At 45.8% G+C, this 25,417-nt stretch carries 17 protein-coding genes; 9 read left to right on the top strand and 8 right to left on the bottom strand.

Annotated elements, in window-relative coordinates; translation table 11 throughout:
* Positions 1-358: 358 nt before the first annotated feature.
* The 4 genes from OCU50_RS16245 to OCU50_RS16230 are packed head-to-tail and all read left to right on the top strand — an operon-like array spanning position 359 to position 6,570.
* Positions 359-1,246, top strand: coding sequence for an ABC transporter six-transmembrane domain-containing protein (locus tag OCU50_RS16245; RefSeq protein WP_060469563.1), 888 nt, complete (start codon positions 359-361; stop codon positions 1,244-1,246).
* A complete protein-coding gene (locus OCU50_RS16240; RefSeq protein ID WP_060469564.1) occupies positions 1,236-2,411 on the top strand; it encodes an efflux RND transporter periplasmic adaptor subunit in 1,176 nt (391 codons plus the stop codon). The genes OCU50_RS16245 and OCU50_RS16240 overlap by 11 nt, the downstream gene beginning before the upstream one ends.
* Positions 2,408-5,569 carry an efflux RND transporter permease subunit gene (locus OCU50_RS16235; RefSeq protein WP_060469565.1) on the top strand — a complete coding sequence of 1,054 codons (3,162 nt, stop codon included), beginning with the start codon at positions 2,408-2,410 and terminating at the stop codon, positions 5,567-5,569. Before OCU50_RS16240 ends, OCU50_RS16235 begins: the two co-directional genes overlap by 4 nt.
* Positions 5,566-6,570 carry a helix-turn-helix domain-containing protein gene (locus tag OCU50_RS16230; protein WP_060469566.1) on the top strand — a complete coding sequence of 335 codons (1,005 nt, stop codon included), beginning with the start codon at positions 5,566-5,568 and terminating at the stop codon, positions 6,568-6,570. The genes OCU50_RS16235 and OCU50_RS16230 overlap by 4 nt, the downstream gene beginning before the upstream one ends.
* A 95-nt stretch (positions 6,571-6,665) precedes the next feature.
* On the opposite strand, the gene OCU50_RS16225 is transcribed toward OCU50_RS16230, so the two are convergent.
* From OCU50_RS16225 to fruB, 3 genes are read right to left on the bottom strand one after another with little or no spacing between them, the layout of a single operon-like run.
* Positions 6,666-8,426, bottom strand: a complete 1,761-nt coding sequence (locus OCU50_RS16225) for a PTS fructose-like transporter subunit IIB (RefSeq protein WP_060469567.1) — start codon at positions 8,424-8,426, stop codon at positions 6,666-6,668.
* Between the two features lie 15 nt (positions 8,427-8,441).
* Positions 8,442-9,419, bottom strand: coding sequence for a 1-phosphofructokinase (gene pfkB / locus OCU50_RS16220; protein WP_060469568.1), 978 nt, complete (start codon positions 9,417-9,419; stop codon positions 8,442-8,444).
* Between the two features lie 9 nt (positions 9,420-9,428).
* Positions 9,429-10,562: a fused PTS fructose transporter subunit IIA/HPr protein gene (gene fruB / locus OCU50_RS16215; protein WP_060469569.1), complete on the bottom strand. Its 1,134-nt coding sequence runs from the start codon at positions 10,560-10,562 to the stop codon at positions 9,429-9,431.
* A 373-nt stretch (positions 10,563-10,935) separates the two neighbouring features.
* Between fruB and cra the strand changes: the two genes are divergently transcribed.
* Positions 10,936-11,940: a catabolite repressor/activator gene (gene cra / locus OCU50_RS16210; protein WP_060469579.1), complete on the top strand. Its 1,005-nt coding sequence runs from the start codon at positions 10,936-10,938 to the stop codon at positions 11,938-11,940.
* A gap of 86 nt (positions 11,941-12,026) precedes the next feature.
* Here cra and OCU50_RS16205 read toward each other — a convergent pair whose 3' ends face one another.
* From OCU50_RS16205 to nirB, 4 genes are all read right to left on the bottom strand, one after another.
* Positions 12,027-13,817 (bottom strand): bifunctional protein-serine/threonine kinase/phosphatase, encoded by a 1,791-nt coding sequence (locus OCU50_RS16205; protein WP_060469570.1) that lies wholly within the window; start codon positions 13,815-13,817, stop codon positions 12,027-12,029.
* Between the two features lie 144 nt (positions 13,818-13,961).
* Positions 13,962-15,431: a NarK family nitrate/nitrite MFS transporter gene (locus OCU50_RS16200; RefSeq protein WP_060469571.1), complete on the bottom strand. Its 1,470-nt coding sequence runs from the start codon at positions 15,429-15,431 to the stop codon at positions 13,962-13,964.
* A gap of 142 nt (positions 15,432-15,573) precedes the next feature.
* Positions 15,574-15,918: a nitrite reductase small subunit NirD gene (gene nirD / locus OCU50_RS16195; RefSeq protein ID WP_017082504.1), complete on the bottom strand. Its 345-nt coding sequence runs from the start codon at positions 15,916-15,918 to the stop codon at positions 15,574-15,576.
* A 139-nt stretch (positions 15,919-16,057) separates the two neighbouring features.
* The gene (nirB, locus tag OCU50_RS16190) at positions 16,058-18,640 is read right to left on the bottom strand and encodes a nitrite reductase large subunit NirB (protein WP_060469572.1); all 2,583 of its coding nucleotides are present in this window, start codon (positions 18,638-18,640) and stop codon (positions 16,058-16,060) included.
* 486 nt (positions 18,641-19,126) lie between these two features.
* On the opposite strand from nirB, the gene OCU50_RS16185 reads away from it, so the two are divergent.
* The 4 genes from OCU50_RS16185 to OCU50_RS16170 all read left to right on the top strand — a co-directional run bounded on the left by OCU50_RS16185 (position 19,127) and on the right by OCU50_RS16170 (position 23,560).
* On the top strand, positions 19,127-21,700 hold the full coding sequence (locus OCU50_RS16185; protein WP_060469573.1) for a molybdopterin oxidoreductase family protein: 2,574 nt from the start codon (positions 19,127-19,129) through the stop codon (positions 21,698-21,700).
* 382 nt (positions 21,701-22,082) lie between these two features.
* Entirely contained in the window at positions 22,083-22,481 is a 399-nt protein-coding gene (locus OCU50_RS16180) for an SMI1/KNR4 family protein (RefSeq protein WP_046875492.1), read from the top strand.
* A gap of 186 nt (positions 22,482-22,667) precedes the next feature.
* Positions 22,668-22,913 carry a hypothetical protein gene (locus OCU50_RS16175; RefSeq protein ID WP_046224150.1) on the top strand — a complete coding sequence of 82 codons (246 nt, stop codon included), beginning with the start codon at positions 22,668-22,670 and terminating at the stop codon, positions 22,911-22,913.
* A 173-nt stretch (positions 22,914-23,086) separates the two neighbouring features.
* Positions 23,087-23,560, top strand: coding sequence for a hypothetical protein (locus OCU50_RS16170; protein WP_060469831.1), 474 nt, complete (start codon positions 23,087-23,089; stop codon positions 23,558-23,560).
* Positions 23,561-24,238: 678 nt separating this feature from the next.
* On the opposite strand, the gene OCU50_RS16165 is transcribed toward OCU50_RS16170, so the two are convergent.
* A complete protein-coding gene (locus OCU50_RS16165; protein ID WP_065311194.1) occupies positions 24,239-24,460 on the bottom strand; it encodes a hypothetical protein in 222 nt (73 codons plus the stop codon).
* Between the last annotated feature and the right edge of the window lie 957 nt (positions 24,461-25,417).

The raw sequence follows: 25,417 nt of genomic DNA, 5'->3' as shown, positions 1-25,417 counted from the left end.
GCCCGACAATACGTAACGAATAAACGTACTGTCGGGTGTGCCGGTACACCTCTCGTTTTGCTCATCGACTTCTTATTGAAATGTTAGTTTCACTAGCTATTCCCCTGTAATAAAACGCCACAACTGCAGCGCCTAGTGTATTAATATGTTGATTAGGTTCACCATCAAATAGCAATACATATCTAGATAGTTACCACTGTCCACACTAACGTTTCTTATGAGTGACAATAAGGGACCTTTGGTAAATAAAAGATAACCGTGGTTAATTGTAAACTACCTACCTAACACAGCAATTTGGGACACTTTTTCCCATGCCGAATTGGTAATACTGACGCCATATTCATTTATGGGCTCAATAATGCTATTCAAATATCCCATCTCTCTACTGACGATTATTCGGCTTAACCCATTAAAGGTTGCTGCGACTTGGTTAATGGTCTTAGCTGAAAACGTGATGCTTATTCTGTTGCCGTTGTTTATTGGTTACGCCATCGACGGCGTGTTAAACCAAAGCTTTCAGCCTTTGATGATGTTGGCACTGATTCTTTTTGTACTGGTGATCATCAGTGTCGTTCGTCGGTTTTACGATACCCGTGTTTATGGGGCGATTCGGGTCACACTGGCGAATATCGTGGAGCGAAACCTGCGTAGCTTATCTGTATCAACCAAAGATGCTCGACTCACCATGTCGCGTGAGTTGGTTGATTTCTTAGAAGACGATTTACCTGCTTTGATGACGGCCGTGGTTCAGCTTGTTGCGACTGTGGTGATTCTCTCTACATTCCATTTTTCATTGGCGCTTTGCATGTTGTTTGCAGGGCTGTCGATGCTCGCGATCTATGGCGTGTTCCACCGAACCTTTACCCAACTTAATGGCCAGTTTAATGATCAAGTGGAACAGCAAGTTCAATTGCTGAGTGGCGTTCGCTTGTCCGCGCTTCGTTGGCACTTTGAACGACTAAAACAGTGTGAAATCAAGCTCTCAGACACCGAAGCTGTTGTCTATGGCCTGATCTTTATCGTGTTGTTTGGCGCGGTCATCGGCAATTTATGGATGGTGAGTCAGCTTATCGAGCCGACTGCTGGTCAAGTGTTCTCCATCGTCACTTATTCACTGGAGTTTGTTGAAACCGCAGTGATGCTACCAATCACGCTACAAACCCTTTCTCGTCTTACTGAAATTAGTCAACGACTCAATCATACCTCCGTCCAACAGGCTACCAAGGAGATGCCTTATGAAATTTAAAAAGCCACTTTCGGTATTAGTCGGTTGTGCGGCTATCTTTATCGCCTTGATTGTCGTAGATGAATTGGAACCTGAAGCTACCCAGCCAGTGAAGAAAGAAGCCGTCCTTGCCCCAGTTTCAGTGTTAGAGGTGACACCATCACAGCATCAATCGACGCTAACGGTATTAGGTGTAACTGCTGCTCGTTGGCCTGTGCAGTTGAAAGCGTCCAGTAGCGCACAGTTGAAATGGCTAGATGAAAGCGTTGAACCGGGGGATTTGGTTAACAAAGGCGATGTGTTAGCAAGGTTAGATACTAGCGCAGTTGATGCTAATTTGGCTCAGGCGTTGAGCTCATTGAAACAAGCGGAATTGGAGTTGAAGCAGGTTAAGCATGAGCAAACGGTCGCGTTAAAAATGCTGAACCCGAAAACGAGTTCGTCTTTTGCTCGTAGAGAGCCTCAAATGCTTGCTGCAAAAGCTAACCTGCAACAAACCAAACAAGCTTACGTAAGTGCGAAGAAGCTAGTGGAAGAGTCAGTGATCACCGCGCCTTTTGATGCGGTAGTCATGAAGCGCCACATTAGCCCGAGAGAGTGGGTAGAGGCGGGGCAAGTGACCTTTGAATTGGCTTCCAGTGATTCGATTGATATTGAGTTGCCTATCTCTGAAATGCATTGGCAACAAGTCCAAGCCGCTCTGAGTGAGCCAAGTATCATGGTGGTGAACCGCTCTGGGAATCGGTGGCCTGCAAAGGTGCGCTATGTGTCTCCGCAAGTTGATTCGGTCACTCGTCAAAAACAAGTCGTGCTTTCGGTTGAGGCGCCTTATCAAAGCAAGCCAAGACTGTTTCCAAATCAACAGGTTCAGGCGGTGGTTAATCTGGGGCTGAAGGATAACGTAGTCAGCGTGCCTTTAAGTGCGATGACGCGAGACGGGTATGTATGGACGTTAGACGTTGGTAATCGTTTACGAAAAGAGTCGGTAACGCTTATCGGGCAAGGCAGCCAAGAGCTTGATATTCGCTTCAACGATCAAAGTGATAAGACTCGTCGCGTGGTGCAATATCCGCTTTCTTCAATGCTAATTGGTAAGCAAGTCGAGCCTAGATTCAATGAAGTTCATTCTGAAGGCATGCTTGCTGGCAAATCTGATGCAGCACAGATTAAGGAATCAAACCAATGAGTTGGATGACAAAATGGTTTATTAATAACCCAGTCGCCGCCAATTTGTTGATGATGGCGATTGTTATCAGTGGTGTGTTGGCGTTTGGGCAGTTGCGTGTCGAGTCGTTTCCACAAATCGCTCCCTCTTCCATCAGTATCAGTGTTACTTACCCTGGCGGTACGGCGCAACAGATCGATGAGAGTGTTACCCAGCGAATCGAAGAATCGATCAGCGGCATTGCTGGCATCAAACAGATCACAAGCCAATCGAGTGCTGGCGTGTCTAGAGTTGAGGTACGTAAAACCAGCAGTACAGATTTAGACAAGCTGTTGGATGACATTCGTAATCAAGTCAATGCTATCAATGGCTTTCCTGTGCAAGCAGAAAGACCACAAGTGGTGCGTAACGAATTTACCAACTTAACCGCGTTTGTTGTGGTATCAGGGCCAAGAACTGATGATGAGCTGCAACCTATCGCCAAGCAACTTGAACAAGCACTGAAGAAGAATCCGCGTATCTCGAAGGTATCAAATTGGGGAACTCGCACATCTCAACTGGTTATCGAGCCTGATCCTGACCAACTTAAAGCGTTAGGGCTGAGCTTGGAAGATCTCGCAAGTTTAGTTGAGCAGCGTTCACTTGAGTCTCGCAGCGGTGAGCTAATTAGTGACAAAGGCCGAATGGTGATTCGTGGTGACGGTTACGCCGATGATGTGCAGAAACTGAATCAGCTTGTCGTGATTTCGGGAAGCAACGGGAAAATACAATTGGGAGACATCGCCAAGCTGACCCGTGGCTACCAATACAGCGGCTCTATCGTGCGTAACAACGGCTCTAACGCCATCGCGTTATTGGTCAGTACTAGCCAAACCGACAATCTGCTTAAAGTCAGCGAAGCGATCAGTGAAACACTGGATGCGCAACGCGCGATTTTGCCGTCGGATATAGAGCTGAATACCATGGCTGACATGGCACCTTACATTGAAGAGCAGCTGTTTCGTTTGAGCGAAAATGCATGGCAAGGCCTGATAATTGTGCTGATCTTACTTGGGATATTTCTTGAGATTAGGCTCGCGTTTTGGGTCGCGATGGGGATTCCGATAGCACTTACAGGAACGCTCGCCGCAATGCAGTGGTTTAACTACAGCATCAACGATATCACTCTATTTGGCTTTATCTTGGTGCTCGGTGTGCTGGTGGACGATGCTGTGGTTGTAGGGGAAGCGATACATGAAAAACGGACGGGTAACGTCGGCTATTCTCCTAATATAAACGGCCCCTCTAATATAAATGGAAAAACAGCGGCTTGGCAGGGCGTTCATTCCGTGTCAGTCGCAACCGTGTTTGGTGTGCTCACTACAATTGCGGCATTCTCTCCAATGCTCTGGGTTAACAATGAGTTAGCCAAGGTGCTTGCTGGATTTTCGGCTGTGGTGATCTTCGCTTTGATCTTCTCACTTATCGAGAGCAAATTTATTCTACCGTCACACTTGGCTCAGCTCTCTGTGAAAAAGCCATCTACAAGTATCTTCGCCAAAATTCAGAATGCCGCTCAAGGCGGGTTGCAGTGGTTTAATCTCAACATCTACAAGCCAGTATTGGAGTTTTCACTTGGTTACAAAGTGGCGTTTTTGCTTGGGTTTGTGGCGGTTATCGCATTGGCTTATGGCATGTGGTCGAATGGTGCGATTCGCAGTGCGTTGTTCCCTGAAATTCCGGGGCGCTACATCACTGCGGTTATTGAACTGGAAGATGGCGCGCCGTTGCCACTGCAGCGCCAAGCTTTGTTGCAAGTAGAGCAAGCGATGACGCAGGTTGAGAAAGGCTTGATGGACGATTACCCATTACAAGAAAAGCCTGTGGTAAACCTACTTGCGTGGTCTGATGGTTATGGTGAAATTGAAGTGACCGCCGAGCTCACCAATGAATCTTTAAGCTTATTGCCGGGTAACTTACTGTTGAAGCGATGGCGAGAAAATACAGGCCAAATAGAAGGCGCTTATTCGGTGAAATTCAGCGCAGCAGAGGAGCCTGCTGGTGGCACATTCTTAACGATCTCCTCTAATGATCGTGAGCTTGCATCAAGAGTGAGTGAACAGCTAGCAGATACTCTCGCTTTGCTAAAAGGCGTTTCGGATGTTTACGATGATGGTCAGGATGGGTTACCGCAAGTTCGTTTGGTATTGAATCAATATGGCCAGCAGCTAGGGTTAACTCAAGCGAAACTGGCTCAGCTAGCAGGCGAAGCGTTTGGCGAAAGAGAAGTCCATCGCCTATTAGAAAATGGGCAAGAGACCAAGGTGCTGCTGCAATATCCAAGAGAGGAGCGCAGAACCTTAGCTCAGCTACAGCAAGCCATCATTATGTTGCCGAACGGTGGCAGTGTGATGATGGGCGATATTGCTGAATTTCGTCATGAGCAAGAGCCGCAAGTGGTTTACCGTCGCGACCGAGAACAAGTGATCAATCTGTATTGGAAGCAGAACCGCGACCTGCAATCACCAGAGAAAACACGTGAGCAACTCGAAGATACGATTGAGTCTCTGCACCTACAATATCCAAGCGTAACCATCAAAGCGGGCGGTGAGTTTGAAGAGATAGGGGAAGTGTCGGATGGCTTTAAATCAGCAATGATTTTGACTCTATTGATGATCTACATTTTGTTGGCGGTGCCATTGAAGTCTTATTGGCAGCCGATGATCATCATGGCGGTCATACCGTTTGGTTTTGCAGGCGCTATTTTTGGTCACTACTTGATGGATTTGCCCATCAGCATTCTCTCAATGTTCGGCATGATGGCCATGACAGGTATCGTGATTAACGACTCGCTGGTGCTGATCACTCGCTTTAATAGTGAATATCGCCAAGGTGTGCCGTTACAGCAAGCTTTAGTCATTGCGGGTACCAGCCGTTTAAGAGCGATTTTCTTAACCACGATTACCACTGTATGTGGGTTGTTACCATTGCTAAGTGAAACTGCTGAACAGGCGCAATACTTGAAACCAGCGGCGGTATCCTTGGTGTTTGGCGAGTTGTTTGCCACAGCAGTAACTCTGATTTTGATCCCTGTGCTCCTTGGCCTGTTTTGCCGTAAGCCGCCTTTACTTGAAAATCTAATTGAAAAAGAACCTAGCGAACAAGATTCATTAGAAGCACTCAGTTTGGATCGCTCGTGATTGATTTTATTAAGGACAAAGACGATAGTGAAGCCAAGCTGTTCGAGAGCAACCCCAATGTACCTGAGAACAAAGACCGTATGACGCAACAGAGCAAACCTGACTATCACTCAGTGCCTGGCTTTAAACTGGTGCCAGAGATTGCATTGATTGAATCTTTACCAGAGCACCTTCAAAAACGCTTTGGCCATGCACTTACCTTAATGCATGAAGAGTGGGGTGAACGTCGTACATGGGAAGAGATAGCCACCGAAAGCGCGATTTCGCCTTATCACTTTCATCGTCAGTTTACTGAGCTGTTCAACGAAACGCCGGGACAATATTTGAGTCGCGTTCGATTACAAATCGCAGTGAGTCTGTTGATCAATGATGAACCGTGGAGCGTGATTGAAATAGCTCAGTATTGCGGCTTCTCATCCTCACAGTCTTTAGGTAAGGCGCTGAAGCGTGAATTAGGGGTTACGGCAAAACATATTCGAGAGATGGGCTACAACGCGACACCCAAGGAGACGGCGGATTTCATCCTGAGATTGGCGCATCCGGGTGTGCAGTCTTCAATGGAAAAAGAACTGGTTAAGTCGATGCCGACAGAGTTGGTTTGGTATCCGGAACGCGGTATGAAAAAGCTTAAGCTGGAAGATCCTGATTGGGACACCGTGTTTGAAATCTATGGTCAGAAATCGACGCACTTGATGGGCACCACACCGATCAAGCAAATGAATAATAAGTGGGATGACATCGACGCTGAAATCGGAAACTGGCAAGTCGCCAGAGACCGTTACGACAAGATCGTCCCTAAAGGCTACTACTTATGTAGCGATGTTTATCTGGTTTCAGATGTGGCTTATAGCACCGCCTTAGAAGCGCTATTTAATGCGGTTAATCAGCAAGGTTTACAGTTAGATGTGAATGGCTATTTGGTGGAGATGATTCGCCACATAGATGATGACGATGTGGAGGGAGTTACTTTCTCTTTCCAGCTGCCGGTTTTATACGAATAATAAAAAGGCTCCTCAAATGAGGAGCCTTTGTTTTAAGGAACAGTTTATCAAGAGCCTCTGGTTATCGGATTGAACCGTTAACCAGAGTAGGGGGATTAAGCCTCTGCAGTTGCCTTAGAATCGCTCATCTTTTTAAGAGCTGCGTAACCAAAGCCTGTTACTGCTGTACCCGCTGCAATCGCCACTAGGTACATAAGAACTGGAGAGATAGCGCCAGGAATCAGTAGTACGAATAAGCCGCCGTGTGGAGCCATTAGCTGTGCACCAAACATCATTGATAGAGCGCCAGTTAGTGCACCACCTGCCATACAAGCTGGGATAACACGCATTGGATCTTTCGCTGCGAATGGGATTGCGCCTTCAGAGATGAAACATAGACCAAGAACGAATGATGCTTTACCTGCTTCACGTTCGCCAGCTTCAAACTTGTCTTTCACTAGGAAAGTCGCAAGGCCCATACCTAGCGCAGGAACCATACCTGCTGCCATGATTGCTGCCATTGGTGCGTAAGTTTGCGAAGCCAGTAGACCAACACCGAATGTGTAAGCCGCTTTGTTTACAGGGCCACCAAGGTCGAAACACATCATTGCGCCTAGAATCACACCCAGAAGAATCGCATTAGACGTTCCCATGCTGTTTAGGAAAGTGGTCATCGCGCTCATCACGCCAGAAACAGGACCACCTACGATGTAAACCATCACCAAACCAGTGAACAAACTCGCGATAAACGGAATGATCAGAATAGGCTTAAGCGCTTCCATAGACTGTGGAAGTTGAACCTTGTCGGCAATGAATTTCGCTGCGTAACCGGCAATGAAACCTGCTGCGATACCACCTAGGAAACCTGCGCCCGTTGAGCTAGCCAGCATACCGCCGATTAGACCTGGAGCCAGACCCGGGCGGTCAGCAATTGAGAATGCGATGAAACCAGCAAGAACAGGAATCATCAGTGCGAATGCAGAACCACCACCGATTGTCATCAATGCTGCAGCTAGTGTGCCTTCTTCTTTAAACGCTTCGATACCGAATACAAAAGAAAGAGCGATGATCAAACCACCCGCAACAACCACAGGAAGCATGTGAGATACACCTGTCATTAGGTGCTTGTACACGCTTTTCTTCTCGTCAGCGGGTGCTGCATTAGAAGATGCTGTGTGTTGGTATGGTTTAGCTTCAGCAAAAGCTTTCTCAACTTCTTGCTTCGTCTTCTTAAGTGCAGGACCCGTTGTCGTTTTGTATAGCGCTTTGCCGTTAAAACGATCCAGTGGAACGTCGATGTCGGCTGCGATGATAACAAGATCAGCGTCTGCGATTTCTTGGTCTGTCAGTTGGTTCTTCGCACCTACAGAGCCGCGAGTTTCCACTTTGATTTGGTGACCTAGGCGTTTGCCTTCTGCTTCAAGCGCTTCAGCTGCCATAAAGGTATGTGCAACACCAGTCGGGCAAGCGGTAATCGCTACGATTTTTTTGCTGCCTGTGCTTGCTGTTGTAGAAGAGTTTGGAGACGTACCGGTCACTTCAACAGTGCTTTCAACTTGAGAAGCGTCTAGTACTGTTGTTCCTGCTACCGCTTTCTCTAGAAATGCTTTTGTATCAGCGGTGCATTCAGAGATAGCCGCTTGGTACACTTTCTTACCGACAAAGCGCGCTTTATCAACGTTGGTGTTAGCTGCGATAACCACGACGTCGCTGCTGTCGATAGTGTCTTGCGATACGGTTGAGTCAGGTAGCACGCTTGATTGACATTCAATAGCGGCGTTCCAACCCAGTGCTTTTGTCGCTTGCTCTAACAAGCCTGCGGCGATGATGCTGTTTGCTACGCCACTAGGGCAAGCTGTGATAATGGTAATATTCATAATAAACCTTTTGTCCTATTTGCTTATGTCTAACTGGCTAGTTGGAGCACTAAGCGACTGTAATTGGATATTTTGTAGTACTGAATCCAGCTCTTGTTGGCTGGTGATGCCCACGCCTACCTGTGAAACTGCTAGAGCAGATAGGGCGGTTGCGAATTTAATAAGTTCTGGTTTTGGCATCTGTTGCATGTGACCCCAACATAGGCCAGCAACCAAGGTGTCGCCTGCGCCTACTGTGCTTACCACTTGCATACGCGGCGGTTGAGCATGTAGCCATTCACCTTGGTTAAGCCACATCACGCCTTCTGCACCAAGTGATACCACGATGTTATCGATGCCTTTTTCACTTAGGGCTTGGCCTGCGTGTTGGCACTGGTCACGTGTTGTCAGTTCGGCATTGAACAGCTGAGAAAGCTCTTCATCGTTTGGCTTAATTAACCAAGGTTGTGCATTGATACCGGCTTTCAGTGCGTCACGGCTGCTGTCGAACAACACCTTTTTACCTAGGTCACGCAAGCGTTGTACCCAAGAAGCGCAAAGCTCTGGTGATACGCCTTGTGGTAAGCTGCCTGCAATCACGAAGTAATCGTGAGTTTCAGCCAGTTCTAACAAGGTTTCTTCAAACGCTTTGATAGCGTCAGCATCAACAGGAACACCCGGGAAGTTGATGTCGCTCACTTGACCTGAGTTCTCTACTAATTTCACGTTGATGCGAGTCGCACCGTCGACACGGATAAAGCGGTCAGTTGCGCCCATCTGTTCAAACAGTTGGCAGAATGCTTCTTCGTTATTGCGACCAAGGAAACCAGTTACGGTCACTTTAGCGCCAAGCTCTGAAAGCACTTTTGCTACGTTAACGCCTTTGCCCGCTGCATGTAGAGAGCCTTTGTTTACTAGGCTCACTGAACCCACATTTAGTGCGTCGATAGCGCCAGTTAAGTCGAGAGCCGGGTTTAGCGTTACGGTAACGGCTTTGATTTGTTTATCAGACATATCGACTCCTTAACCTTCGCCAAGGCCTGAAGCGATAGCCTTGCCAATCGATTCAAGTGCTTGTGTTGCATCTTCACCCTCTGCAACAAACTGAAGTTGGTGGCCGTGTTTAACGCCAAGTGCGATGACTTTCATCAGGCTCTTCGCGTTCACTTCTTTTCCGTCGCCATCTAGGTTTGAAACGCGGATAGTTGATTCGAATTTCTTCGCTTCAGCCACCAACATTGCACCTGGACGAGCGTGTAGGCCATGTGCATTTTTGATTTTGAATACGGCGCAGTTGTCATCGTCTTGAGAGGCTGTAGAAACTGCTTCACCTTTTAGAAGGCCAATTACTTGTGCAATGTCAGCAGTCAACAGTTGTTGCTGTTTACCTTCGAAAACCATTTTGCTTAGGTTTGCCAGAATAGATTGGTGTGCGCTGTTACAAGCTGCGAATGCGACCAATGCTTTCACTGGTGTGCCTTCGTACTCACAATGGTTTGCCGTTGAAACAAACGATACGCCAGTGCGAGTTACGCCTTTATCGCTGCCTAACAACCACAGGCCTTGGCCTAGGTGAGTCGGTGTTTTTGTTACTAGGTCGGCAACGAACGCGTTGTCAGTACAGCCAGTATTCTTAAGAAGGCCGCCCGCAACTGCAGACATTTGAACCATGTCGCTAGCAGGGAACAATAGCTGAACCAAAGATGCGTCTAGGTCGGCTTCTAGCTGAACTTCGCCATTAAGTAGGGCGATGATTTCGTCTTCTGATTTCGCTTGCTTTAATTTCTCTTCAACACCGTCTGCCGCTAGAACCTTAGTTAGCTGCTTAAGGATGCCTAAGTGCTCGTCAGATTTCGCCGCAATACCAATTGCTACGTAAACACGGTTACCGTCTGCCCAATCAATGCCTTCAGGGAAGTGGTGTACTGCAACGCCTGTCTCTTTTACTAGGCCACGCGTGTCAGTGGTGCCATGAGGAATCGCGATGCCGTTACCTAGGAACGTAGAGTTCTGGTTTTCACGGTTCAGCATCCCTTCAACGTAGCCAGAGTCAACTAGGCCTTTCGCGGTTAGGTCGCCAGCAATGTTCTGGATAGCTTTGAATTTGTCATCGGCCGTTTGACCAAGAGTGATGTCAGATTTTGATAATTTAAGCATGGTGCCTCTTTAGCGTATCGCTTGAGAATTTGTGTATCGCTACGATTCAGTCTAGAGCAATATCTGTTTGTTGCTGCTCTTTGTTTTATCTTAGCTGAATCGGTTCAGCAATCGGTGTAAAAAAATTCAGCAAAGCCAATTCTGTTAACCAAAATAGTTTTGCTGTGTGTCGTAATTTCAGTTTCGTTTATAACGAGAAGTTGAATCACGGCAAATGACGCTCAATCCATTCAAAAGGATGATTGAAGTCACTTTTCAGATTTTGCTGAATCCTTTCAGCTTTTATACTGAATCGATTCAGCCTATAATTCAACTAATCCAAGGATCAGAAGATTGGTTATATGATCCTACGCACAAAATACAGGTCACCCATATGACACTAGATGAAATTGCCAAATTAGCCGGTGTGTCGAAAACCACAGCTAGCTATGTGATTAATGGCAAGGCGCAGAAATACAGAATCAGTGAGAAGACTCAGCAGAAAGTAATGGCGGTTGTCGACGAATATAACTACCGTCCAGACCATGCAGCTTCGTCGCTGCGTGCTGGTAATAGCCGTTCATTTGGTTTGATTATTCCTGATCTGGAAAACAGCAGTTACGCGCGTTTAGCAAAATTGATAGAACAGAATTCACGTAAAGTGGGTTATCAAATCCTGATCGGTTGCTCTGATGATGATGCTGAAACCGAACGTAAAGTCGCAGAAGCGTTAGTGAGCCGTCGTATCGATGCCTTATTGGTGGCGAGCTCAATGCCAGACGCCAATGAGTTCTACTTAAAGTTGCAAAACTCGGGCACGCCTGTAATTGCGATTGACCGTCCTTTAGATGATGAGCACTTTGCCTGCGTGATCAGTGAAGATTTCGAAGCTGCGTTTGAACTGACCCATTCAATTCTCGATGACAGTATTCACAGTGTTGGTTTGATAGGTGCACTGCCTGATTTAAATATCTCACGCGAACGTCAGCTAGGTTTTGAAGCGGCAAACAAAGCGTACGGTCAACAATTCGGGTTGTCAGAAAACAAACCTACTGTTGTGGGTTATGGTGAGCACTTTGATAGAGAATCAGGGCGTGAGATTTTTGAGGGTTGGATTGCAAAAGACACAGTGCCCGATGCGATTGTGACCATGTCTTACACCTTGTTAGAAGGTATATTGGATGTGATGGTCGAAAAGCCAGAGTTGATCAATCAAGTCAAATTGGCAACCTTTGGTGATAACCGCTTATTGGATTTCTTACCTTTTAAAGTCCATTCACTGCCGCAGCAATTTGAAGTGATTGCCGATAGTGCTTTTGCTTTGGCGTTAAATGCATCGGCTAAGCGTTACCAAGCGGGTATTGAACTCGTGCCAAGAAGCTTAGTTAAGCGAGGCTAGCTTTCATTTAACAATTAGTCAGAGCTTAACGGCTAGCTTTTGTTTAATAGTTAGCCAGAGCTCAGCCGTTAGCTAGAACTCAACCGTTAGCTAGAACCAAGTAACAAAACTAACTCTACGATAGCGATAACGCCGAGCAACAAGGCCAACACTTTCCAAAACTGGATTGGGTGTCGGTTTATCAAAGGTTGCTTGGCTTTGCTTTTCACCAAGCTTTGGTTTGGTGTGTAAAGGTCTTCCACAAAATCCCCCAACACTTGATGACGTTCGTTTGGCGATTCGGCACACGCTTTCTGTAAAACCAAATCAACCCAAGCCGGTATATCAGCACGCTTTTGTGTGAGTGGTTGGTATTCCCACTGATGATGACGAGATTGCTTGAGAGATTGCGCGCTCATTGCTGAATAGGGCAATTCGCCCGTCAGCATCTCATAACCGATCACTGCAATAGAGAACAGATCTGAGCTTGTGGTGGCCGTGTTGTGCTTAATAGTTTCTGGTGCGATGTAATTCACGGCTCCCAATGGCGTAGGCTCTTTATCTGTTTGTTCTCCCTCTTCAATCCCTCTCACTAACACCGCACCAAGGTCGATGATTTTGATATCACCGTCACGCTGAACCATGATGTTTTCTGGTTTCAAATCCCTGTGAACCATGTCGGCACGTTGTAATACCCGAATGCCTTGAGTGATCTTTTCTAATATTTCGCGCACTTCATTGAGTGATGGTTTTGGATTGTCGTACATCCACTGCCTTAGCGTGACCCCCTCAACCAATTCGCAAATTTGATATAGGAATTGAGAATGCTCTGGCGTTGGGTAGACCTTCATGACTTTCTTGTTATTCAGCAAGATGCCCGCCCACTGTTCGTTAAAGAAAGCCCTTAGTTGTGCTGGGTCGTCATGATATTGAACGGAAGGTACTTTGAGCACGAATTCAGTTTGTGTCTCTTTCTGCATCACGCGATACACATGGCTTCTTGAGCCTGCATACAACACCTCAAGCACCATGAAGTTGTCGATACTTTGCCCGAGTTTTAATGCGGGTGGAATGGCTCGTTTGGCGAGCTTTTCATGAAACTCAATTAACGATGGTTTGGGTAGGTGACTGACTTGGACTATCAAACAGCTCACATTGTCTGAGCTATTGTGGCTTAAAGCGGTATTGCAGATGGTCTGTGCGGCGTATTCGAAATCCGCTCCAGGCTTATCGATGTGTTCATTGAATGTGTTGGGCGAGACAAACTCATGCACACCATCCGATGTGAGGATGAAGCAATCATTCTTTTTGATTGGCAGGGTTTGGTAGTCAACGTTGAGCTGGTTATCCATGCCTAAAGCTCGCGTCAGGTAATGCTTCTGTCCCATGGTTTTACGAGTATGGTCGCGAGTAAGTTGGCGCAGTTCACCATCTCTTAATAGGTAAATTCGGCTGTCACCCACATGGAATATATGCGCGGTGTTGGATTTCAATATCACGCTGCTAAAGGTGGAAACGAGCGCATTGTGGTTAACTTGCTGTGCGGGATGAATATTAGAAACAGATGTATTGAAGAGCCAAGAATTGAGTGAAGTTAAGATTTTTTGAGCCGAGCGTTGAATGCTCCAACTTTGTGGCGTGGCGTAATAGTCATCAATAAACTGCATTACGCTGGTATGGCTGGCTTTTTGGCCGTGCTCACTGCAACTTGCGCCGTCGGCTATACAAGCAACACTGCCTTTTAGCTCTTGCTCTGTGCGAGTCTTAGGGTGTTTTACAATGATGGCGTCTTGGTTTTCATCACGTACGCCTTTATTCGAATAACCACCAAACTTCAAAGTCAGTTGGTTATTGGTTTCTGGCTTGATGACTTGCCCTTGGCTGAATGAAATCGTCATAACTGGTCTTCTTCTTAACTGGCCGTTTTCTCATCTGCTTGAGAGCAAACTTGAGAAAGAACAAAAGCTCTAGCGAATGCAGAGCCTTTGAACGAAATAACCGAGTGTCGCAAGCCCGGTTACTTCTCCCGATTCAATGAGTGGTTAGCTCGATACGTTAATCAAGGTCACGCTACCGTCGTCGTTTACCTCGGCGATTTGGCCGTTAGGCTCTTCCATGAACATCAGAGTTACAAAGCCTAGTACCGCTGTTCCTGCAATCACTAAGAAGAAGGTTTGGTAGCTTACGAATGAAAGTACCGTTAGGTAAACCACCGCCCCCACGTTACCGTAAGCACCCGTCATACCGGCAATTTGACCTGTCATACGACGTTTAATTAGAGGTACGGTTGCAAACACCGCGCCTTCACCTGCTTGCACGAAGAAAGAACACGCCATCGCAGCCACAACCGCTAGCCATACAGGCCATGTGCTGTCGACTTGGCCCATTGCAAAGTAACCCACAGCAAGACCAATCGTAAGAATAAGCAGTGTTGGTTTTCGACCGAACTTATCTGAAATCCAACCGCCACCTGGGCGAGACATCAAGTTCATAAAGGCATAAGCTGATGCAACCATACCTGCAAGAACGGGTGTTAATTCAAAGGTTTCAGAGAAGAACAGCGGCAGCATAGAAACTACAGCCAGTTCAGAACCAAATGTCGCGAAATACAACACGTTCAACACAGCAACTTGCTTGAATTTGTATCTGTGAATCTCAGGTACTTCTTCTTTGAATACGTTCTTATTTACCTTCCAAACTTGCGACACTTCGTACACGTAAAGTGCGGCTAAACTTGCATACACTGAATACACCGCCATGTCAGACAGCATGTTGATGTTGCTCGGTGATAGCTTCCATGTCAGTAGCGCTAAAGCGGCATACATCGGGATCTTCATAATAAGTAGGAAGAAAAAGTCACCCTTTGATGTCACTTCCATTGCCGTTACTTGAGCAGGTTTGAAGTAAGTCGAACCTTTTGGTGTATCCGTTACGTTTTTGTAGAAAATAAACGAGAACGCTAAGCTCATCAGGCCAGTAATACCGACCGCATAACGCCAACCATCTTCGCCACCAAATGCTAGAGCCAGAGTTGGAAGTGTGAACGCTGCCGCTGCTGAACCGAAGTTACCCCAGCCACCATAAATGCCTTCAGCGGTACCCAATTCATTGTGTGGGAACCACTCAGACACAAGACGAATACCGACAACGAAACCTGCACCGATGAAACCTAATAGGAAACGAGCAATTGCGGCTTGAATGAAAGAGTCTGCCAAAGCAAACATAAAACAAGGGATTGAACAGATCGCGAGTAGCGAAGAGTAGACCAGCCTAGGGCCGTATCTGTCGGTTAACATACCAATGGCGACACGCGCCGGAATGGTCAATGCAACGTTGAGAATAAGGAGTGTTTTGATTTCCTCAGTTGAAAGGCCAAGCGAGGTTTTCACCATTTGCAGTAGTGGGGCAAAGTTGAACCACACAACAAAGGTAATAAAAAAGGCCATCCAACTAAGGTGTAAGGTTTTCATCTTTCCCGTAAATGAAAGCAGCGAAAATTTTGTGTTATCCATGGTTTAAATCCTTTAAATCTGGAAAATTACCCGGTTTTAGCTCGTGCGCTACTTCCGAAATTCGAACGCATTAATGTGGCTAAACCCTATGCCGAAATTGCTCACGCCTGTAAAGCGTTTACATGATGATGTCGGCGTTTAGTTAACTGGCGATAGCAAGTGGTGCGAGAACCTGTACTTGTTCTCCTTGCTTGCGAACTTCAAATTTCACAAGCTTGAGATCGGGTTGTTCAAGGCACGCGCCAGTTTCTAAATGGTAATGCTGCTTGTATAAGGGCGAGGCTACGTAAGGCTCACCGCTTAATGAACCAATGATACCACGTGACATCACATTCGCCTTGCCGATAGGGTCGTAATTAGAGAGCCCATACAGTGTGTCGCTGCGCTTGCAGTAAAAAATAGCCACTTGGTTATCGTCTACTTTGGCGCAAATTCCACCATTTGGGGTTAAGTCCCGAGTGCTGCATACGGTTGTCCAATTTTCCATGACTTTCTCCTAGTCAAAACATAAAACTAATAATCAATTTAATTAGGGTGATAGCCGACAGCAGTTTTCTTGGGCTGCGCCACTGTCGACTATCGATATTGGGTTTAGTTGTTACTGATTCACTCACCAGCAATTCAGCTTACGAAACTTCCGTGACTTTGATTTGGTCAGCCTTAGTTCGTTTTTCATCACGTTGTGAATCAGCAGAAGAGCTCAAACTGGGTTTTGGAAAGCGTTGCTCTCGTTCTTTGATGAATGACAGGCTAGTGTCCATTTCTTCGCTGTTAATGTAGTGCTGGAAGCGTTTCATCTTTTCAGGGTTTTCGATGGTGGTTTTCCATTCACACTGGTATTTTTCGATGTTGAGGGCGATATCGGCCTCAAGTTCTTCAGCAACATTGAGCTTGTCTTCAATCACGACTTGTTTGAGGTATTCAATGCCGCCTTCAAGGTTTTCCATCCATACCGATGTACGCTGTAGGCGATCTGCGGTACGTGTGTAGAACATCAGAATGCGGTCGATGTATTGCAGTAGGGTGGTTTCATCAAGGTCGGTAGCGAAAAGGTCACCATGGCGAGGGCGCATACCGCCGTTACCACAGATGTAGAGGTTCCAGCCTTTGTCGGTAGCGATAATGCCAAAGTCTTTCGATTGCGCTTCTGCACATTCACGAGTACAGCCAGAAACCGCAAATTTGATCTTGTGGGGTGAGCGTAAGCCTTTGTAGCGGTTCTCGAGTCGAATCGCTAAGCCAACACTGTCGTCGACACCGTATCGACACCATGTGCTACCCACACACGATTTCACGGTACGTACCGATTTGCCGTAGGCATGGCCAGTTTCAAAACCAGCATCGATCAGCTTTTTCCAGATGATTGGCAGTTCGTTAAGTTGCGCGCCAAACAAGTCGACGCGTTGACCACCGGTGATCTTGGTGTAAAGGTCGAATTCTTTAGCGACTTCACCAAGCACGATTAGTCTATCGGGTGTGATTTCACCGCCAGCAATACGCGGAACCACAGAGTAGGTGCCGTCTTTTTGCATGTTGCCAAGGTAGATGTCGTTGGTGTCTTGCAGTTCGATGTGTTGATCTTCGAGGATGTAATCGTTCCAGTACGAAGCCAGAATCGAACCGACAGCCGGTTTACACACGGTACAGCCCAATCCGTTTCCGTGAGAATCTAACAGCTCGTCGAAGGTCTTGATTTTGTTGACGCGAATGATGTCTGTAAGCTCTTGGCGAGAATACGCAAAGTGCTCACAGATATCGTTAGAGACTTCCACACCTAGGTTACTTAGCTCGCTATCGAGAACCTGTTTAGCAAGGGCAGAACAACCGCCACAACCTGTCGACGCGTTGGTCGTTTCTTTCAATGCGGCCATCGTGGTACAGCCTGCTGAAACCGCGTCTTTAATGTCACCTTTGGTCACATCAAAACACGAACAAATCACTGCGCTATCGGGCAGAGCTTCAACACCCATTGCCGAACCTGAATCATCGGCCACGTTAGGTAAAATCAGCACTGATGGGTTTTCAGGAAGAGGCATGTCATTTTGCTTTATTTGCAGTAGCGAACCGTAAGCCTCTGCATCACCGACCAATACTGCACCGACAATCTTTGTGCCGTCTGCCGAGATGATCAGGCGCTTATAAACTTGTTCAATTTCATCGTTATAGGTATACGACTGAGCGCCTTCCGTCTTGCCATGTACTTCACCAATACTGGCCACATCGACGCCAAGTAATTTGAGCTTGGTGCTCATGTCAGCACCAGTAAACGAAGCGTCGCTTGTTCCGTCCGATAGGATATGCGCGGCCGCGATTTTCGCCATTGAATAGCCAGGGGCGACTAAGCCAAAGATCTTGTTGTCCCAAAGCGCACATTCACCAATCGCATACACGTTGTCGATGTTGGTTTGGCAGTGATCGTTAATCACGATACCGCCACGTTCACCAATGGCGATATCAGAGCCGCGAGCTAGGGCATCTTGAGGACGAATACCCGCAGAGAACACGATCATATCGGTCTCTAAATGGGTGCCGTCTGCAAAGTTCATTCTGTAGCGAGCTTTCTCACCCGCGACTATCTCAGAGGTTGCTTTCTCGGTGTGAACTTGCACACCAAGGTCTTCAATTTTTCTGCGTAAAAGCGCACCGCCACCGTCATCTAATTGTACGGCCATCAGGCGAGGTGCAAATTCCACAACATGAGTTTCTAAACCAAGGTTTTTGACCGCGTTTGCGGCTTCTAAGCCAAGCAGGCCACCACCAATCACCACGCCCGATTTGCTGCCTTTACTTGAGAGTTCAATGGCGTCTAAATCTTCGATGGTACGATAAACGTGGCAGTGTTCTTGGTCGTTACCGGGAATAGGGGGAACAAAAGGGAATGAACCGGTCGCCAGAATCAAAGTGTCATAACTCTCGGTATGCCCCGATTCAGTCACAACGCACTTATTTTCAGTATCCAGTTGAGCGACTTTCGCGTTGAGAAGGTAATTGACGCCATTGCTCTGGTAATACTCTTCGCTGGTTAATGCCAAGTCATCAGCATTTCCGCGCTTGAAGTAAGCCGTAAGCTGAACTCGATCGTAGGCTAACCTTGGCTCTTCACTGAAAGTCATGACATCAAACTTATCACTGTCTGATTGCAGGATGTTGTCGATAAATTTGTGTCCAACCATACCGTTACCAACGACGACGATTTTCTTCTTGCTCATAATCCATTCCTTATTCTCGGCTTCACTGTTTCGAGTATCTAATTTCTAGTCGCTAGCAGATGAATACCGGGTTGAGATTCCACTCAATTCATAATTATCAAGAAAACAAAAATTGTTTTTCTAAGTCTTGGTTTCTAGTGGAGCAAGGAGGATGCCAGATTACCTATCATCAAATTAAATAAAATTTAACGTTTATTTTTCAATGGATTAAAAATTTGGGGTAGCACGCATTTACCCCCAAAGTGGTATGTAACTATTTTGTTAAATTTATGGAAATGAGCATTTGTGGTGCAACTTTCAGCAAGATGGTGCAAAAATTAACTTTCATGTTGGCTTAACTTCGATTGAATTTGCTATTGATATCTATAGTTAAAATAAGTTTATGTTTTTATTGGTTATTTTTACTGTTTAAAATCTTGTGATTAAGTGGCGTGTTATTTGCTTTATTTGATTAAATGCAATTATGGATAATTGAGTGAGAAACGGATGACCGATTCAAACAGTGGCTGGATAAAATCGACATGTGCTTATTGTGGTGTTGGCTGCGGAATAGAAGCGAGGCCGACTTCATTAGGTAAACTTGAAGTGCGCGGTGATAAAGAACACCCATCAAATTATGGAAAGTTATGTACTAAAGGGGTAGCACTGGGCGATACCGTCACACCTTTGGGGCGACTTACACAGCCTATGCACATTCAAAACCAACTGCACATTCAAAACCAACAACAGCAAGCACTTGGCTGGAACGAAGCAACTCAGTTGGTCTCAGATAGATTCAATCAAACCATCGAAGAGTTTGGCCCTGACTCCGTGGCGTTTTACGTATCCGGCCAACTGTTAACGGAAGACTACTACGTTGCCAATAAACTGATGAAAGGTTTTATCGGCAGCGGCAACATCGACAGTAATTCTAGGCTGTGTATGGCATCGAGTGTTGTTGGGCACAAGCGTGCATTTGGTAGCGACACGGTGCCTATCTGTTATGAAGATCTAGAAGATACTGATTTAGTGGTGATCACCGGTTCTAACTTAGCTTGGTGTCACCCTGTATTGTTTCAACGATTACGCGCTGCCAAGCAAAGTAACCCGAACTTAACGGTTGTGGTGATCGACCCTCGTTATACCGACACTTGTGAAATTGCCGACCAACACCTAGCGATTGAATCGGGATCTGACGTTGCCTTGTTCAATGGACTGCTTTCTTATCTCGCCAACAATGATGCACTTGATGAAGAATATATAAGCAAGCATACACAAGGCTTTGAACAAGCGATCGAGTCAGCAAAGAAGTATGTTTACCACTCTGATTCAAACATCAATTTTGAGCAAGGTGTCAGCCAACTGACTGGCTTAACCGAGCAAGAGGTTGAACGCTTTTACCGTGCGTTCGCATCCAACAAAAAAGTCATCACCATCTATTCGCAGGGCGTGAATCAGTCGAGCCAAGGGTGCGATAAGGTGAATGCCATCATCAATTGCCATTTGGCGACCGGAAAGATTGGTAAAGTCGGCATGGGGCCTTTCTCGGTGACAGGGCAACCGAACGCTATGGGCGGTCGTGAGGTTGGGGGCTTAGCGAATACCTTAGCCGCGCATTTTGAGTTTGGGGATGCTGATTCACATCAAACGGTGAGTGATTTTTGGCAAACCGATAACCTAGCAACTAAGCCGGGTTTGAAAGCGGTCGATCTGTTCGATGGTATGCTGGATGGCAAGATCAAAGCCGTGTGGATCATGGCGACGAATCCGGTCGTTAGCCTTCCAGACAGTGCGAAAGTGAAAGCCGCGCTCGAACAATGCCCATTTGTTGTCGTGTCCGATTGCATTGCCGACACTGAAACCACTCGCTTGGCTGATGTAGTGCTGCCCGCGCAAGGGTGGAGTGAAAAGTCGGGCACCGTGACCAATTCAGAGCGCCGTATATCAAGGCAGCGCCGCATATTACCAAGCCCAGGCGAAGCCAACCCCGATTGGTGGATGATTAAAGAAGTGGCGCAGAAAATGGGTCATCAACATGCCTTTGATTATCGTCATGAAGGACAAATCTTTGAAGAGTATTGCCAGATGACCAGCCTTGATAATGCAAACGGCAAACTGCGAGACTTGTGTTTGATTGGCTTAACAAACTTAGACGACAAAGGTTACAGCGAACTTAAACCTCAACAGTGGCCAGTATTGAAGCTGCAACAAGACATCGTGAACCAACGAATGTTTACTAATGGCGAGTTTTTTACCGCCTCTGGGAAAGCGCAGTTTGTTGCCGTTGAACACTCGCAGCCTTTAACGACCACTTCTCCAGATTACCCATTGATCATGAACAGCGGTCGAGTGCGCGACCAATGGCACACCATGAGCCGAACGGGGCTTGCTTCATCGCTTGGTGAGCATACGCCAGAGCCATTTTTAGCCATTCACCCTGAAACCGCCAAAAAGTTCGGCTTTGCAACCAGTACCAATCAAACCAACCAAGTGGTTAAGGTCAAGAGTGCCCAAGGTGAATCTCAAGCACGCTTGGTGTTAACGCAAGAGATGCGCAAAGAGCAGGTGTTTATGCCAATCCACTGGAACGGCACCACAGCCAAAAACAGTAAGCCATGCGACCTTATCTTACCCAATACCGATTCCAACTCAGGACAGCCAGAATTCAAGCACACACCCGTGATGATTGAACCATGTGACTATCGCAGTGAAGCGGTACTGATCAGTGACAGTGTGGTGGACTGTGATGAGTTTGATTATTGGGTAAGGCAGAAAGTGGAGGGCGGTTTTCTGTATCGCATCTCATCATCTAAGAACCCAATGGAGTTGGTGATTCAGCTTGCTAATACCCTCGATGCCTTGCCAGAACCTAACGCAGAAGCGATCAAATCACTCCATTACCACGGCAACAAATCATTCAAAAACTACGGCTCTGCCAAGTTGGGTCAGTCTGGCGTAAAGCAAGCCTTCGTAGTGAACAGCAAGCTCGACCATCAAAGTATCGATTGGCTGGTGGAATGCCTAACCCGAGAAGCCGATGAAGAGTTCGAAGCCGAGTTTTTGAGTACCATGGCGAAGTAGAAGACACCTTCGTAATATAGAGCAATAACCCAAGGGTCTATATATTGCGGCTACTCGCCCAAGTTAGAGACTATCTCTAAGCCACTCATATTTATATCGTAATGCCGACAATCATGTTGGCATTATTTTGGGTACATGACACCCAAGGTGTGGTCGTTCATTGCCATACAGCGACCTAGTCATTCGTTTTCTGCATTTTTCTGATGTTTTATAGATAAAATCTGTATTTAGTCACATCTATTGCGCAAGTTAATCAGTAAGGTACTGTTATTAAATAGTTTATTAGACTCGCCTTGATCTGGATAGATTACTAGACAGAATTGTTTCAGGGACAAAATGTAGAATTTTTCGGTCTAATAACTGTTATGCATCAGGGGGCTTCATGGAATTTATAGATAGACCTGTAGGCGCAAATCAGGAAGAAATACACAAGTTAGAAACTATATTTCAAATGACTCTTCCTGAAAGTATGTTGAATTGGTGGCGTGTTAGCGATGGCCCTATAGTCTATTTTGGGTTCAAAGAGTTACAGTTCTTCTCTTTGTCGGAGATATACGGCGAAGATATTTATGGGGTAAAGCACGATATGCTTGGCGCAATGCCAATTTGCTTAGATGGTAATGGAAATATTTGCGTGGCCAGAATTGCAGGTGGTGTTATATCTGGCTTTTATGTCGTTGATTCTAGTGATTTAGGTTGGGAGCAAGCGAAAATTATAAGCTGTGAATTCTTAAAGTTTGTGAACGATAGTTTTTCACCCGAAGAACGACTAAATGCATAACAAAGCATTTAAGAGTGATTCCCAACGCTTGGCGCTTTCGCTTCGCTCAAGTATAGCCAAGCGCTGCTCACACCTTAATGCGGCGTTATGTGCTTTCAAGGTTCAAGGTAAGTGCGAGTAGTCTGAATAGATTCTATCCAACACATTTTGTGACTTTTGTTTAATATCAGCGGACAAGGAAGCGTAATGACTATAGATGACACATTTTGGCTAGCAGCCAAGAGGAAGGGGTTTGTTCGGTTCATAGTTGAAACAGGTTTACCATTTAGTCTAATCATGTTTATTGCAACTGGAGTCATTTACGATCAATTTGGTGATGGCTTTCTAAATTTGAACGTATTGAAACATTTGGTTGTTTGGCTAGTCGGTGGCGTATTTTTTGGTATTTACCAGTGGTATAACTTAAAACGGCGAGCGTCCGGACAGGTCTGAAATAGGTAAACACGTACTTGGGTGGTACGCACATAACAAAGCGTTTAAGACGGATTCACAACGCTTGGCATTTTTGGTTTGAACTAGCTTTAGTGTTTACGGCACAATGGTTTAGGTTTGGTGGTCGCGTTGTTCACCACTTAACGCGGCGTTATATTTTATTGGAGTTCATCGTGCTAAACAGAATCGAAGAATGGATTGATTTAACTAATGAAAGGTTTTCTAGTCAACGGCAAAGTTGTGCGTTGTTTGCGACTGAATTTGCTGGTTTTTACTCTGAAGAGTTTCTAGCTGACTCATATTTTGTAGTCGTTGATAGTATCCCAAAACCAAATTTTCCAGAATTACGCCAAGCGGGTCTAGGTGATTTTCTTGATATGGAAGTCCAAGGCATAACATACAAGAACACTTACTATATTGTTCCGAGTGTCGCCAAGAACTTACGTTTGCATTTTCACGAGTTGGTGCATGTTGCCCAATGGAAGACTTTTGGTGCTATTGGCTTTTTGCAACGCTACATCACCGAGGTTCAAAGTGTTGGTTATAACGAAGCACCGCTAGAGAAGTTAGCTTATGCATTTGATCTCCACTTTTCTCAAGGTGGACAAAAAATTGATGTTCCAAGCTACGTAGAAAGTAAAATATAACAAAGCATTTAAGACGGATTCCCAACGCTCGGCATTTTTGGTTTGCTTCAAAATAGGTGTTTACGGCACAATACTTTGAGTTCGGTGGTCTGCGTTGCTCACCACTTAATGCGGCGTTATATAGTGACGTTTACTAAGTTTAAGGTGTAACGCTTTGAATTCAAAGTATTACGTAAGATCGAGTGTGCCTCTTACAAGCGAAAATAAGGGTGAGCAGGGGGCATTCTCATGCTACCCTCAAAGCACAGCTCGTCTGGTTAATACGCTTGCGATTAAAATCAGAACGAGCTGTGCTTTGAGGTAAGGCATTTTCCGCTGCCTCAGCTTCGATTTTTGCGTGTCCAAAGGGCAATTGAGCGCGTGAAAGATTGATAGTGCGATATCATGAAGTTTTGGTCACTAATATAACAAGACGTTCAAGAGCGACTCACAACGCGTGGCATTTTTACTATGCGTTGATATAAGTGATTACGGGGTCTGCAGTGACTGATGTATTGCGTTGCTCACGCCTTAACTCATCGTTAGTTTGCAAAGGGCAGAAAAGCGTTTGTGGTCTAAAATCTTTGTTCTGCGTTCTAGCTATTCACCTGTTCGTTTTCCAATCTCACGAGCTTTCCGGTGGCACTATGCTGGAAGCGTTTACGGTGCGTTAGTCACTTACTGGTTCTAACATTGTTACTAGTTCTTTGGTGCGTCTTCTTTGTCTTGGCGGCTAATTAGTAAACAAATGGCTTGGTCATATTTGGTTGTCAGGTTGGTCGAACGAATCCTTTGCCAGTTAAAGCGCTTCAAACCGTGGTTGTTTGTCGTATGTCGCTTCTTAGCCAAGTGCGTTTTGTTGGTTGAGTTTAAATTCTGAGCTGTTCGTTTTACTTTTGTGTTCAAAGCCAGTAGTTTCATTGCTAATTCAGCACCTTGGCGCTAAACCTTTGGTTTTATCGCGGTGGCAAACTAACAAAGCGCTTAAGACGAACTAACAAACGCTCGGCATTTTTGGTTTGGTTAAGTTGTGTGTTTAAGGTGTTCAAATTGAGTCAGGTGGCAGGTTTGTTAGCCACTTAGCTTAGCGTTAGTTTGCAAGGAGCAGAAAAGCGTTTGTAGTCTAAGAACCTTGTTCTACGCTCTAGCTATTCACCTGTTATTTCCCAAAGACTTTTCATCGAAATAGGCATCTCGCGTAGCCAGTTTTTCGGTTAGTTGGCCTCCGTGTTACTCATTTCTTTCGTGTTAGTAAGGTTCATTTCTCAATATTCTTGCGCGCTGCTTCTTTGGTTTTGAAAGCTAAGTATGAGCATTGAAAATTGCACTTGTGGCTGTCGGCATCTACGAAAGTCTTCTTAGCCAAGTTTGTTTTGTTGGTTGAGTTTAAATTCTGAGCTGTCAGTTTTACTTTTGTATTCAAAGCCAGTAGCTTCATTGCTAATTCAGCACCTTGGCGCTAAATCTTTGACTTCATCGCGGTGGCAAACTAACAAAGCGCTTAAGACAGATTCGCAACACGTGGCATTTTTAGTATGCGTTGATTTATGTGTTTAAGGTGTTATGCGGTGGCTTCGTATTGCGTTGCTCACTACTTAGCTTAGCGTTAGTACGGGTTTGACATCAAAGGTCATAAGTTTTGGTGTTTATCTGTTTTGGCGCTCGTCTTTACACCTTTCAGTTAGTGCCTTTCACGTTCTTTCCGGTGGCACTATATGCGGAGTGTTCGCTTTGATTTCACCGTTTACGGCTTCTAACTCTTAGCCTATTTATTTGGCGCTTCTTCATTTTCGTGGTGGCTTTTGAGAGAACCTTGGTTACTTTTGGTATGGCTGTTGAAGTACGAGGAAAGAATCCTTTTCTAATTTGAAGCTAATG

This window comes from Vibrio toranzoniae, from assembly GCF_024347655.1.
GTDB lineage: Bacteria > Pseudomonadota > Gammaproteobacteria > Enterobacterales > Vibrionaceae > Vibrio > Vibrio toranzoniae.
The sequence above is the reverse complement of the archived record's forward strand: the minus strand, read 5'-3'. Positions and strand labels throughout refer to the sequence as shown.

Coding starts and splice junctions, on each gene's coding strand:
- OCU50_RS16185 (WP_060469573.1), top strand. CDS start 19,127: ATGACCGATTCAAACAGTGGCTGGATAAAATCGACATGTGCTTATTGT.
- fruB (WP_060469569.1), bottom strand. CDS start 10,562: ATGCTTAAATTATCAAAATCTGACATCACTCTTGGTCAAACGGCCGAT.
- OCU50_RS16175 (WP_046224150.1), top strand. CDS start 22,668: ATGACTATAGATGACACATTTTGGCTAGCAGCCAAGAGGAAGGGGTTT.
- OCU50_RS16200 (WP_060469571.1), bottom strand. CDS start 15,431: ATGGATAACACAAAATTTTCGCTGCTTTCATTTACGGGAAAGATGAAA.
- cra (WP_060469579.1), top strand. CDS start 10,936: ATGACACTAGATGAAATTGCCAAATTAGCCGGTGTGTCGAAAACCACA.
- OCU50_RS16205 (WP_060469570.1), bottom strand. CDS start 13,817: ATGACGATTTCATTCAGCCAAGGGCAAGTCATCAAGCCAGAAACCAAT.
- OCU50_RS16165 (WP_065311194.1), bottom strand. CDS start 24,460: ATGAAACTACTGGCTTTGAACACAAAAGTAAAACGAACAGCTCAGAAT.
- OCU50_RS16180 (WP_046875492.1), top strand. CDS start 22,083: ATGGAATTTATAGATAGACCTGTAGGCGCAAATCAGGAAGAAATACAC.
- OCU50_RS16225 (WP_060469567.1), bottom strand. CDS start 8,426: ATGAATATTACCATTATCACAGCTTGCCCTAGTGGCGTAGCAAACAGC.
- pfkB (WP_060469568.1), bottom strand. CDS start 9,419: ATGTCTGATAAACAAATCAAAGCCGTTACCGTAACGCTAAACCCGGCT.
- nirB (WP_060469572.1), bottom strand. CDS start 18,640: ATGAGCAAGAAGAAAATCGTCGTCGTTGGTAACGGTATGGTTGGACAC.
- OCU50_RS16240 (WP_060469564.1), top strand. CDS start 1,236: ATGAAATTTAAAAAGCCACTTTCGGTATTAGTCGGTTGTGCGGCTATC.
- nirD (WP_017082504.1), bottom strand. CDS start 15,918: ATGGAAAATTGGACAACCGTATGCAGCACTCGGGACTTAACCCCAAAT.
- OCU50_RS16245 (WP_060469563.1), top strand. CDS start 359: ATGCTATTCAAATATCCCATCTCTCTACTGACGATTATTCGGCTTAAC.
- OCU50_RS16235 (WP_060469565.1), top strand. CDS start 2,408: ATGAGTTGGATGACAAAATGGTTTATTAATAACCCAGTCGCCGCCAAT.